Genomic DNA, 13,947 nt, shown 5'->3' with positions numbered 1-13,947 from the left:
TGACATTAGTCATAATTGCCTTATGGTTAATTCTGTCGAAACATTTTTCAATGTCTAATTCGATTACCCGTTTATTTTTACCTTTGGCTTGACTTCTGAGGTTATTAAAGACGTATTTTTGAGCGTCTTGTGTACCTCTGCCTGGTCTAAAGCCGTAGCTTCGGGCATGGAATGTTACTTCGTGGGCGGGTTCTAAGGCATATTTGACAAGACATTGCCATGCCCTATCTGCGATGGTTGGGATTTTTAATGTTCGGATTTTCCCATTTTTCTTGGGGATTTTAACTTCCCTTAATCCTTCGTGTTCCCAGTGATTTGCTTCTTTTAGCTTTTCAGCTAGGTTAAGCCTTTGCTTAAAGTTTAGGGATTTTTGTCCATCGACCCCACAAGTTTTCTTCCCAGAATTAAGCTGAGAGACTTGTCTTACAGCTAGCATCCTTGCAGCATGGGATTTCAGCACCAAACGNGTGGTCAAGAGATTCAAGTGACTCTTTGCCAAGCAATAAGACGCTTTTTCAGGACATTCCGTAATGTGCCCATGCCGTCTCCCCATTACCCCCAGTGCGCCTAATCACATCGGCTCTGGTTGAGGTCTGATGCCAGCTTCACTCTGCTAGTGGAAAAGGTCTAGCTCGGTGTGGCCAGATTGGGAGTCCGTTGTCCCTTAACGGGCTGGGTTTTCGCCAGCATCCGTAACTCAGTTATCCAACAGGCTCTTCTTCGGTGGCCTCATATAGCTATGGACTATACAGGCTCTTCCTCTGTGGCCTCGTTAGACCCTGTTCATACCCCTTTAGTCTCTAAAGGCTCCTAACAGGAACGAGTCGCACNGAAAGCCCAGGTATATTGTTGGGTAAGCAATGGTTGTTGTGTTGGTCATGGTCTTTTTGTTGGTTTTGGGGTCGGGGGGCGATATAGCTGCATTTGCTGCGCCAACGCCTCTGACATAATTGGTATCGGTAGAGGGCGAATTCCAGAAAGCCCCTACATGGTTATTTGGTAGGTAATATTTATGGTTATTGTGATTACCATTTTGAGAGATTATTTGGGGTCGGGGGGCGATATAGCTACCGCATTTGCTGCGCCAACGCCTCTGACATATTTCTGTGCCATGATTGGTATCGGTAGAGGGCGAATGCCAGAAAGCCCCTACATGGTTTTTGGTAGGCAATATTTATGGTCATTGTGATTACCATTTTGAAGGATTATTAGGATGTAATTGATCTATTTCCCATTTTAAAGGATTTTCTATTATGTATTGTCGGAGTTGATTTAATGATGTTTCATTTCTGATAATATGCTCGTAATAATTGCGTTGCCACACAGGAACTGGTGTAGTTAATTGTTCGCCATGATAGGGAATGCGATTAATTCGTTTAGTGACAGCAGATTTGAATCCTGCCATTAATGATGATATTGATCGAGGTTTCATCCGTAGGGGGGTTTCATGTTGCGGAACAAAATGGCCGTGTAGGGGCGTTTCATGTTGCGGAACAAAATGGCCGTTCGCCCCTACGTTATTAATGATAACAATACCATGTAAATGATTTGGCATGATTACCGAATAGTCTAATTCTATTTCTTGACGCATTTGTGCCGATCGCTCCCATTCCTCAGCAACTACCTCACCTAATTGATTTAACTGCATTTTGCCGTCAATAATTTCTCCAAATAGAGTCTGAAGGTTGTAAGTGCAAATGGTGATAAAATAGGCTCCAGCTTTTGAATAGTCATAACCTTTGAGACGAAGCGATCGCCGATGATGTTTTTGAGGATCGTAGGACATAAGGTTGATATTTATTGTTTTTTTCCTATTTTATCAGATTTTTGTTTTATTGGAATGATTGGTATCTGTGGGGGGCGAATACCAGAAAGCCCCTACATGATTATTTGGTAGGCAATGGTTGTTGTATTGGTCATGGTCTTTTGGTTGGTTTGGGTACAGGGAGCGTCGCCTATCTCATATTTATCGAAAATAATTAATACCCGTAGGGGCTTTCTGGCATTCGCCCATACCAGATGTATTGGAGAGGCAATGGTTTTGGGGTTGGTTTGGCCACAGGCAACGACCACCTCTTCCATATTTCTGTGAAACAATTAATATCCGTAGGGGCTTTCTGGCATTCGCCCATACCAGATGTATTGGGTAGGCAATAATTTTTGTGTTTGGGGTTGGTCTGGCCACAGGCAACGATATAGCTACCCCATTTGCTCCGCCAACGCCTCTTCCATATTTCTCTGGAATAATTGGCATCTGTGGGGGGCGAATGCCAGAAAGCCCGTACCAATCGTTATTTTTTGATTCAGTCAATCCTCTATTGATATCTGACGATCTTTCATTTTGGTAAGATTTTTTAGGGATATTAAGTATGATTTAATGTTAGCATATTTTTGATGAAGAATAAGCGTTGGTGAAGCCTAGCGGTAGCTACACCGCTACCCAAAGAGAACTATTCGCTCTAATTGTTCGCCGTAATTTTTTTTCTAATCCCTGGCGAGTTTGGGCGATTATTTCTTTGAGTTGAGGGTTGGTGGTTGGAGTTGGGAATTTTTGCATATATTTGAGAATTGGCTGTTGTTTTTGATTGGTATTTTAGTATGGGTTGGTTAATGGGGATGGGAGCTATCCCCGATCGCATATTTCCGTGGAATGGTTGGTATCTGTAGGGGCGAATGGCCATTCGCCCATGATATATTGGGTAGGCGATNAGAACTATTCGCTCTAATTGTTCGCCGTAATTTTTTTCTAATCCCTGGCGAGTTTGGGCGATTATTTCTTTGAGTTGAGGGTTGGTGGTTGGAGTTGGGAATTTTTGCATATATTTGAGAATTGGCTGTTGTTTTTGATTGGTATTTTAGTATGGGTTGGTTAATGGGGATGGGAGCTATCCCCGATCGCATATTTCCGTGGAATGGTTGGTATCTGTAGGGGCGAATGGCCATTCGCCCATGATATATTGGGTAGGCGATCGCTCTTTTTTTTTGGAAAGGGGCGATCGCCTTTTAATAGGACGTTAATTAAATAACTATGGTTACTTTTCCTCCTCTTTCATCTTAGGGGTATTTGAGATTCACATGGTCAAATTCAAAGACAAGTGGCTCAAAGGTATGAAGGAATTCTTTTAATGTATTCTCTAAAGGTTTTAGGGTTTGGCTACTAAAGGCAGATTCAACAACTTTTTTCAGGCGACGATAAGCAGAACCTAAATCTAAGGAAATTACATCTTCACCTGCTTCCTCTAGTTGATCGGCAATAGCATCAAATTGTTTTTTGAGCTTGTTGTAAGCGCTATTTTCGTCTGCTTTCATCCGTTTGATATCGTTGCCAAACCCTTCTTTGAGATAATCTTTGGCGTTATCTAAACTCTTGAAAAATGACTTTAAGTCTTTCGTTGCACCTTCAATTACAGTGGAAATAGCCAGAGTAGAGAAAGCCGTATTTTCAACCGCGTTAGCAAATGCGCCCGCTTTGTGGGCAAATTTTTCTAATTTAGCGGCATCAAATACCTTGCCAACAATTCCTGCAAGTTTGGTAGGACACTTACAGTCTTTTAGATCGTCAACCGCTGGTTTTAACGTTTGAGGTAGACTGCTGAAAATACCGCCAATTTGACCGATACCTTCTAGCCAACCGAAAAATCCTCCTTTGTTAATGAACTTATCAACTACGACACCCGCAGCTTGATTAACTTGACCCAGAACGCCAAACAAGGAATTAGCGACTCCGCTAGTTAAGTTCTGACCCAGAGATAAAGCTTGAGCTAGAATAGTGTTGATGCCAGAGAAAAGGTCTCCATTTNCTGCTGAAAATACCGCCAATTTGACCGATACCTTCTAGCCAACCGAAAAATCCTCCTTTGTTAATGAACTTATCAACTACGACACCCGCAGCTTGATTAACTTGACCCAGAACGCCAAACAAGGAATTAGCGACTCCGCTAGTTAAGTTCTGACCCAGAGATAAAGCTTGAGCTAGAATAGTGTTGATGCCAGAGAAAAGGTCTCCATTTTTGATCGCCCGAACAGCACCTAAAATTGCGGTCGGGGCAGTTTTCAAAGCATCAACAACTGTCAAAAGTTGTTTGCCTCCGGGTAACTTCAGAAATTCTGTCTTAAACTGCGAGCCATTTATACCAGTAGTAACTGCTTCTGCCAAACCCTGAAGAATGGTTAGGACGCCTGCAATATCATCGCCAGATTTAATTGCCAGGATACCCTTATAAGCTCCGTTGGCTAGCGCTTTAAAACCATCAATAGTGCGCTTGATTGCTTCTAAAGTAGTTTTAGCAATGCTGGTTCCGAGGACGCAAACGCACGCGCCTGCTTTTTTAATAAATTCTCCTAACATACCGCTAGCAAAGCTTGCTACTCCTGTAACTACGTTAAAAATTGCACCCAACCAATCGCCGTTAACTGCTGCCCAAATAGCGCCTATCGCTACATTAATTATAGTAGTGAAAGGTTTTGCAGGAGGGAAAATCATACCAATTACACTTAGAACAATTTGAGCGATATTCACCAAGCTAGCCCAAAAAGCCTTTTTGCGGGCTTTCCGTTCTTCTTTGCGGTAATCCAGGATTTCTTTGATGATTTCATAGGATGCCGCTGCCAGTTCTTTAGAAATATTGACCGCATTCTTAGCGTGGGAGACTTTGAGCAGAGATTCCATTGCTAATGGAGTCAGGATTTGTCGTTCCCCTTGCAGTAGTTTTGCTTCATCCAATTCCTCTACAAATGCTTTGGTTGCTCCATGTAAATCATCTTGTGCTTGTTCGAGTAAAGTGGCATCTCGGCGTTCTTCCTCAATAATTTTATTAATTTCGGCGCGATGGCTATTGCCTTGTAGAATTAGTGTTCCCAGAACCGAACTCAAATTGTCTTTGGCAACCTCTTGNTCTCGGCGTTCTTCCTCAATAATTTTATTAATTTCGGCGCGATGGCTATTGCCTTGTAGAATTAGTGTTCCCAGAACCGAACTCAAATTGTCTTTGGCAACCTCTTGCACTTTACCTTGTAGGGCATCTTGCAAGTCCCCCTGAGCATCAGCCAACAACGCCTTCACATCATCAGGTAAATCAGGCTGTTGCTGCTCCAAATTCTGCAACTGCCCCAACAACGAAGCCATCTGAGACTGCAACTGAGCCGAGTCACTACCACCAGCTACCTCATTCAAACCAACCTCAACCCGCACCTGATTTACCGCTTGTCGCAAATCTTCCTCTGCTTGCAACTGCTCCAACTGTTCCAACTTCGCCCGCGCCTCTAAACGTTGACGTTCAATTTCGATTTGTTCCCGTTCGATGCGCCGTGCCACTTCCTCTTCAATCTCTGACTGCCGTTGGGCTGCAATTTGTTGTTCTAACTGAGCTTGAGCCAGGTTCAGTTGTTCTAAACTTACTAACTGTACAAAAGTTTGTTCTGTTTGTTGGCGGATACGACTAATACCATCTAACCGCGCTTGGGCAACTGCTAATTCCTGTTCTTTTGCTTCCCGTTGCTCTTGGGTTTCGGCAATCTTATTATTAATATCCTGGAGTATCTGAGCAGCAGCTTCCTGTTGCCGACTTAAAGCCTCCATCTGTCCTTGAGCGGTATNGCCAGGTTCAGTTGTTCTAAACTTACTAACTGTACAAAAGTTTGTTCTGTTTGTTGGCGGATACGACTAATACCATCTAACCGCGCTTGGGCAACTGCTAATTCCTGTTCTTTTGCTTCCCGTTGCTCTTGGGTTTCGGCAATCTTATTATTAATATCCTGGAGTATCTGAGCAGCAGCTTCCTGTTGCCGACTTAAAGCCTCCATCTGTCCTTGAGCGGTATCTTTTATCCGTCGGAAATGATTAGCTTGAGCTTGCGCCCGGTGCTGCAACTGCCGATGGGTTAACATTTCCCGGTAGTAACGGTCTGCTAAAGCCCGGTCTTCCGGTCGCGCTATCCCCCCTGCACAACTGCCCCCTGTATCGCTGGCAATATCGCTGTAATCGCGGTAATAGATTTCGGCAGCGCTGGCAACGTCGTTGTGAGCAGCAACTTCTAATAAATGTTTTGCCTCCTGGTTGCCCGCAGCAGTCACTTCCTGCAACCGTTGCAAGATTTGGAACTCTAAGTCGTTGACTTGCTGCTGTTTCTTAGCTGCTTCTAAGGTGTAGTTAGCATTTAGTTCCGTTGCCTCTAACAGTTCCTTGAGTATCTGCTGGTGTTCCTTGGCAGCTTTTAAATGTTCGTCATTTTGTGCCAACAAGTCGTTTTGCACTTCCTGTAAAGGAGCCGTTAATGCCTGACTACTGGCTTCTGCTTGTTTTGCCAAACGTTGGGCTTCAGCTAGGGCAGCGCGGGCATCTGCTAGTTGTGACCGCAGTTGCTCTAAGTCGCTGTCAGGGGTTGTCAGGTAGGCATCCAATAACCGCTGTTCTGCCAGAATAACTTCGTTTTCTGCGGTTAGGAGAGTGCGTTTTTGACTAAAGGCAGTTTGCTGTTGTTGCAATACCGTAGCTTTATTGTCTAGGAGTGCCAGAGCATCCTGGAGTTGTGCTTGTTTAGTCTCCAACTCCGTTAACTCGTTGCCCGTTGCCACAGCGATTTTTTCTGCCAATGCCTCCCCATCAGCTATCAACTGTTGACGCAAATTATCTACTTGCTCGGTTTCCACATCCAAAGCCACAGTTTGTTGTTCCACCCATTTTTCCGTATCTGCTAGTTGGTTTTGCAACTCCTGGGATTGTTTGTTGAGGTCGCCACGACGTTCTAATATGTCTTCAACAGTATTGATATATTCCGTCGCATTTTCGTCATGCTCTTCCCACTCCGCTAAAACNTGTTGTTCCACCCATTTTTCCGTATCTGCTAGTTGGTTTTGCAACTCCTGGGATTGTTTGTTGAGGTCGCCACGACGTTCTAATATGTCTTCAACAGTATTGATATATTCCGTCGCATTTTCGTCATGCTCTTCCCACTCCGCTAAAACTTTAGCATTGTAGTCGTCCGCTTCCTTCTGAGCTTCTGCCAGTTTTTGTTCAATTTCAGGCAATAGTTCTTCCAGCAGTTGCAACTGTTCCTGAGCTGCGGGGATTTGTTCGCGGGCAGTTTCCAATACTTCCACCAGGTTACGACTTGCCGTAATTGGTGCTTCGGCAGCGTTGGTAGCATTCTGAGCATCTGCCCACTGTTCTGCTAGAGGTTGCAAACGGTCTTGTTGTTTGGATTGGTTGTCGGTGGCCACTAATTGATTGACCGCTTGTTGGCGGAGTTGTTGGGCGTATTTGGTGTAGGTATCCCAGATTATCCAATCGTGGTCAACATGGGTAAGGAGTACCCAATGTTCTTTTTTGCCAGACTTGCCACGTTTCCAAGTTTGACGCCATTCTTGCCAGGTTGGGCCATTTTTGCGACTGCGTTGCCAGTGGTAGGCAGCTCGTTTTTCGTACCAGTCAGCTTGAGCTAGTGCAGCAGAGGCTTGCGCGTTATTTTGGGCTTCTGCTGCTTTTAGTTGGGCTAGTCGTGAACTGTATTTGTTGCTGCCTTTTTCAGTTTGGGCTTGGAATACCTCAATAATACGATNGGCTTCTGCTGCTTTTAGTTGGGCTAGTCGTGAACTGTATTTGTTGCTGCCTTTTTCAGTTTGGGCTTGGAATACCTCAATAATACGATGAAGATCGACAAGGTTTTCCGACCCATGCTGGTTTGCATAAGCTAATAATTGGTTGGCAATGTGTCGCTGTTTGTCTTCTAAATCTTTGACATAGACTTCTACTACACCTGGAATATAATGGGAACCCCAACGATTTAATGGTACGTCATTCCATCCCCCATGATGAGGATTGAACTCAGCATAGTGTTCTATACCACCAGAATTATTCGGTTCTCCTGGACGCCATCCATGATAAGTAACTGGCTCACCGCTAACCCAACGCCAGTGACCCTCGTGACCAGCATCAGTAAGACCAATCCAAAAATCTAGGGGGAAGTTATTCCTCAACCAGTTTTGCTCTGATTGATTGCGAATCGTTGCCAAGTTTCCTCCTACTCGACGCGCTTCTGCATGGGCACCAGGCCAACTGGTAACAGCCCTTGTCAAGAAATAGTAATTGCCGTTTTCAGGATTAACGATGCGACGATACCCTTCAGATGGTTTTAACCGCTGTTGTTTTTGCGTCTCAAGAGCAAAGTATTCATCGAGAAGCTTAACGACAGTTGGATTTTTATCCTCAGACTCCACTCCATAACGTTCTGCAATAGGCGCAATTTCCGACCACAACTCAGCATCCTGCTCTATCCACTGCTTCAACTTCTCAATTCCCTGCTTCAGCGCAGTTTCCCCTGCTGCCAACTCATCCCGACGAGGTGCAACAACACCCAAAGTAGTAATAGCATCTCGCAAATCTGCTAAATTCCGGTCGCGTTCCCCATCCACATCTGCCAAATTATCCTCTATATACTCAATCAAGTCATCAACTGACTCAGAGAGATTTTGCTGACTTTCCACAATTTCCTGAGTTTGCTGATGCCCCTCTTGCAATTGACTTACCCACTGAGTCGCACTTGCCGTCAAATCTGCCCGTACTTGGTCATTGAGTTGAGCATAAGCTAATANGCTAAATTCCGGTCGCGTTCCCCATCCACATCTGCCAAATTATCCTCTATATACTCAATCAAGTCATCAACTGACTCAGAGAGATTTTGCTGACTTTCCACAATTTCCTGAGTTTGCTGATGCCCCTCTTGCAATTGACTTACCCACTGAGTCGCACTTGCCGTCAAATCTGCCCGTACTTGGTCATTGAGTTGAGCATAAGCTAATACCGTATCCTCATTAACCGCCTTTTCTGCTGCCGTCTCAGTTTCCAATTGACGGTTAAGCGCTTCTAACCGCTTATCATTACTATTGAGTTGTTCCCGAATTTCCAACTCCTGCTGTTGTCGGAGATTTTCTAGAGATACCGTAGCTTCTGTCAGGCGATCGCTCAATTCCGTCACTATTTCCTGATTCTCTTGTTGACGTTGCAACAGATTATTCTGTTGGCCAATAGTTTCGGTAATCAAATCGGTTAAAGCTTGACGACTGACTTCATCTGTGGTATTATTTAACTCTTCTTCCCATTCTCCTATTAAATCTCCTAGAGTATCAGCTTGGGAACCCAAGTCATTACTGCGGTCTTGCAACTGTTGAATAAATTGATTAACCTTTGGCTCCACCTGAGTCGCGAAGAAATCCACATCAGATTCAGTACCCAAAACCCCAAAGCTAATCAGATGATTCAAAGCTGCTGCTTGCTCCTTAGTAGTTTGAGCTAATTCTACCGATGCGGTTTCTGTTTGTCCAACAGCATTTTGGAAGTCTGCTAATTTCTCATTTTCCACCTGTTTTAGAGGTTCTAGAGCAGTAACTAGAGGGGGGATTTGACTTTCGATTTCTGCTGCCTTAGCAGTTAAATTAGACACCTCTGGAGTAACTTTTGCCAACTCCTGCTCCTTACTAGCCACATCTGCTGTTTGAGTAGCGATCGCCTGGTTTAACTCCTGAATTTTCTTGTGAGTTTCCTGTCTCTTAGACCAATTCTCGTTACGCTGCTGTGCCAACCGTGACGCTTTCTGCAAATTAGCGCGATATGCTGCTGCGTGACCGTGGTGATATACATACTGGCGACCGTTGGAATACCACATCCGCGCCCGATGGTGTTGAGCTTGGTTGTAGTAATAAGCTTCAGCACTGTACAGGGATGGGTCTTGAGCGTTTAAGCTTTGTAAATGCAAGTGCTGGTTGCGGAGTTGCAGTTGAGTTAACTGTAAATCTTTTTGGGCAGTTTGTACCTCTGTTCTGAGTTGCGCTTGTTGCTGTTGAGCGGTGGCAAGTTGAGTTTTAGTATCTGCTAGCTGAGATTGTAAGGATAACAGTTGTTTTCGTTCATCTTCCCCTGCTTTGCGAGTTGCCAAAAATTCTTCAGTAGCAGCTATTTGATTATCTAAAGCATTTTGCCAGTTATCTTGTTGGTTTTGATATTCGGTTTCGAGAGCATCTGCTTGGTTAATTAAGTCGAGGCGGTTTTCTAGGCGATCGACTTCAGCATTAACATGGCGGGCGTATTTCTCTGTCAGTTTAATTTCCTCATATTTGTCTGAGATTTCGGACTCTTTTTCCTCAATACGTTGGTCTATTTCTGCTAAAGTATCCTGGAGATAGATTTTCTCTGAGCTTTCTTTCAGCAGTTGAGCGTCTAGCTCTTCTACCTTTTGCTCATTGGTGGCAATATCAGACTCAATGTTGCTGATATTTTGCTCAATTTCTCCTAGTTCAGATTGCAGATGTTGTAACTCTTGCTGTTGGTTGCTTAACTGAGTTTCCAGGTTTTGTTTCCCTACTGCTATAGTTTTCTTTTCCTCTTGCAGTCCGGCAATATCTTTTTGTTGGGCTTCTATTTGCGGTTGCAAGTTAGTAGCGAGTTGTTGTGCTTGTTGGGCAGCTAAGTTGCGCTGTTGAGTGTTACTGCTGGCTGCAGCAAGGTGAGCATCTCGGTTAGCTTTTGCTNTAACTCTTGCTGTTGGTTGCTTAACTGAGTTTCCAGGTTTTGTTTCCCTACTGCTATAGTTTTCTTTTCCTCTTGCAGTCCGGCAATATCTTTTTGTTGGGCTTCTATTTGCGGTTGCAAGTTAGTAGCGAGTTGTTGTGCTTGTTGGGCAGCTAAGTTGCGCTGTTGAGTGTTACTGCTGGCTGCAGCAAGGTGAGCATCTCGGTTAGCTTTTGCTTGAGGGTTATATATCCAACCGTAAACGGGTACTTTACGATGCCCTGTTTTCCAGCGCTTTCCAGACAGATAATGATAACTCTCCCAGCGATGACCAGTTACTCCCCAAGTTTTGATGCGACTGTTCCAATAATTCGCACTGTTTTGATGATACTGTCGCTGTTGCTCGAAATTATTAGTAACGGCATTCGCTTGGTTTATTTGGTTGTGATAACCTTGCAACACCGACTGCGCTTGGTTAATTTCTCCCTGTTTGGCGGTTATTTTATCTTCAGTAGTGGCAATATCGGTTTGGGTTTGAGCGATCGCTCCCTCTTGCCCCGCAATTTCTGTTTCTTTATCGGACTTAGCTTGCTTGGTGGCAGCTAAATCATTTTCGAGAGAATTAATCTTATCTTGGGTTTGACTAATTGCCGTTTTTGTGTTAGTAATTTGGGTGTCTTTGAGAGCGATCGCTTCCTCCAAAGTAGCATTCGGCTGAATATTTTCGATATCTTTGAAAATTTGCTGCTTATTTTCAATGGCAGCGATGGTTGCTTGAGTTGCATTGATACTTGGTTGTAAATTCGCCTCTAGCTGTTGTGCTTGTTGAGTAGCTGCATTCCGTTGTTGAGTAACGCTGTTGGCAGCAGCAAGGTGGGCATTACGGTTAGCTTGTGCCTGTGGATTATGAATCCAACCATAGACTGGTTCTTTCTTGCCAGACTTACCCCTGCGATAGCCAGTCACACCCCAAGTACGGATTCGACCGTTCCAATAATTGGCGCTATTTTGATGATACTGTCGCTGTTGCTCAAAATTACTCGCCACAGCATGAGCATTACTAATCTGCTGGCGATAACCATTTATAATTTCTTGTTGCTCGTTAATATTCTCTTGCAAAGCTTGAATTTGAGTCGGCATCAACTTCTCAGCCTCAATATCCGCTTTTTCCAAACCTAAATCGCGATATTCGCCCTGAAGTCGCTGCAAAGTCTCATCCGCAGCAGTTTGTTGAGTTTGGGCAGCCGTCAAACGCTCTTCCAAGTCATCAAACCCATTCAACAAATTATTATTGCGATTTTCTACGCCACGCAAAAAGTCAATATATTCCTGTAAAGGCAACGTATTGGTTTCTGGCAAATTCTGTTGTCGTTTTGCTAACTCATCAATCAAATTACCAATAGCCAAACGTTCTGGAGAGTCAGGAGCAGAAAGATTAAGTTGTTCCTCCTGCACCTTTGCATAAGCCAACTGTTGCTCTATCTGCTCTAGATAATTTTGGGTAGACTCTAACTGACTGGTTAGATTATTACTAGGATTATTAGCTACCTCAGTTTGCAGTTGCAATAATAACTGTTGGACAATAGTTATTTCTTCCGTCAACTGTTGAATTTGTTTTTGCACTGCTGCCCGACGTTCCTGATATGGCAGTAAATAACCATAAGTTTCTAGGAAATTTTGCAAATCTGTTTGAGTTTGACTGCGCTGAGTTTGATTTTTCTCTACTTCCTCTTGAACTGTCTTCAACCGTTCCTCAGTAGCATCAGCTTTTTGCTGCTGTTCTGGCAATTGCTCGGTTTCCAGTTTTTGCAGTTCGTCTTTGGTTTGATTAATCTTTAAATCTAGAGTTTCTAACTGTTGCTGTTGGACTGGAGTTTGCAATGCTAGTAAATCCTTCTCAGCTTGCAACTGCTGTTGTTTGGCATTAATTTCATATTCGATGCCCCGCTTCAGTTCAGGCCAATCTCCCACTCGTTGGGCTAAAGCTGTTGCCTGTTGGTTTAACGCATCGGCCTCAGTTTGTGCCTGTCGCGCCCACTGTTCAAAAGTGCGACGTTCTCCTTCGGCATTATTTGCCTGTTGTTGGGCTTGGTTACGAGGTGCGATGTGTTCTGGATAGTGACGCCAACCGTGAATTGGGGCACGATCCCAACCGCAACGACCTGTGGGACGATAACCAACAACTTGCCAACGGCGATACATACTATTATGCCAATTAGCTTTATCCTGACTTTGCTTGCGTCGTTGTTCTGCTAAAGCTGCTTGCTGCCAATATTTTTCTGCTTGTTGCCTCTTTGCTGCTGTTTGTGTTTGCAACGCTGCCAGGATTTTATGCGCGTCATCGGGATCGCTAGTAAGTGTGGATAGTTTCTGGTTATTAGCTTCCAGCAACTTCTCATAATTTCTCAAAGCCTGAGTTTGTTGCCCCATTTGAGCTGCTAATTGCTCCAGTTTACTGTGATTAACTTGGAACACATCACCTTGCCAGCTAACATGAGTAGCATTACGCGCTGCTTGGTTAGCTAAGTTTTGATAATGGTTGTATAGTCCTTGATTTCGATACAATGGTCGCCCACATNTCGGGATCGCTAGTAAGTGTGGATAGTTTCTGGTTATTAGCTTCCAGCAACTTCTCATAATTTCTCAAAGCCTGAGTTTGTTGCCCCATTTGAGCTGCTAATTGCTCCAGTTTACTGTGATTAACTTGGAACACATCACCTTGCCAGCTAACATGAGTAGCATTACGCGCTGCTTGGTTAGCTAAGTTTTGATAATGGTTGTATAGTCCTTGATTTCGATACAATGGTCGCCCACATTTTGTAGACGACGGTCGCCCGCATTTTGTATTGAATTTCAATGGGCCATGAGGTCGAGCAAGATTTATGTAATGTTGTTGCTGTTGCCGATACTGGTTAGCTTGCCCATAATAACTATTTGCCCTTGCCTTCAAAGCAGCAGACTGTTGGCGATACTGTTGAATTTTAGCCTCCAACTTAGCAATTTCGGCCTTAACCCCATCAGCCTCTGCAACCAACGTATCCGGGTCCACAAGCTGATATTGCAACTTCTTCCTCGCATCATCCAAATCTTTTTCCGTCCTAGCGATCGCCTCTTCCAAAACCTTCAACTGTTCCGCATTAGCAACAACCAAATCATCCCTTTCCCCAGTCAAAGCTACTAACCCATCCTGCAACTCTCCCTGACGTTCCAACAAACCTTCCAAACGACTCAACTCAATCTGATAATGCTCCCTTGCCAAACCCAAAGCAGTCACCGACTCCTGATTTTTCACCAAACTTATCGCAGCAGCAGTATCAACATCCCGATAATTATCCAACGCCTCCGACTTCCTAGAAGCAATCTCATTCTGTAACTCCTCCAAAGTCACATCAGGATTACCCAAATCTCTCAAAACTTGCCATTGCTCAAACAACCGATTCTGATTA

5 protein-coding genes are annotated in these 13,947 nt (G+C 44.1%); 1 reads left to right on the top strand and 4 read right to left on the bottom strand.

Going from position 1 to position 13,947, the window contains the following annotated elements; all coding sequences use genetic code 11:
• Nucleotides 1-436: reverse transcriptase domain-containing protein (locus tag AFK68_RS30805; protein WP_371357630.1), on the bottom strand; the 436-nt coding region annotated here is incomplete at its 3' end.
• A gap of 576 nt (nt 437-1,012) precedes the next feature.
• Between AFK68_RS30805 and AFK68_RS37610 the strand changes: the two genes are divergently transcribed.
• Nucleotides 1,013-1,189 carry a hypothetical protein gene (locus tag AFK68_RS37610; RefSeq protein WP_168186721.1) on the top strand — a complete coding sequence of 59 codons (177 nt, stop codon included), beginning with the start codon at nt 1,013-1,015 and terminating at the stop codon, nt 1,187-1,189.
• On the opposite strand, the gene AFK68_RS30800 is transcribed toward AFK68_RS37610, so the two are convergent.
• The 3 genes from AFK68_RS30800 to AFK68_RS47085 form a co-directional block, all read right to left on the bottom strand.
• Complete coding sequence (locus AFK68_RS30800) at nt 1,190-1,786, bottom strand: transposase (RefSeq protein WP_094677817.1); 597 nt, start codon at nt 1,784-1,786, stop codon at nt 1,190-1,192.
• 180 nt (nt 1,787-1,966) lie between these two features.
• Nucleotides 1,967-2,311, bottom strand: coding sequence for a hypothetical protein (locus AFK68_RS30795; protein WP_094677815.1), 345 nt, complete (start codon nt 2,309-2,311; stop codon nt 1,967-1,969).
• 5,246 nt (nt 2,312-7,557) lie between these two features.
• On the bottom strand, nt 7,558-8,214 hold a 657-nt coding region (locus AFK68_RS47085), incomplete at its 3' end, for a C-type lectin domain-containing protein (protein ID WP_371357631.1).
• Between the last annotated feature and the right edge of the window lie 5,733 nt (nt 8,215-13,947).

The organism is Hydrocoleum sp. CS-953 (assembly GCF_002260545.1).
Taxonomy (GTDB): domain Bacteria; phylum Cyanobacteriota; class Cyanobacteriia; order Cyanobacteriales; family Microcoleaceae; genus Trichodesmium.
The sequence above is the reverse complement of the archived record's forward strand: the minus strand, read 5'-3'. Positions and strand labels throughout refer to the sequence as shown.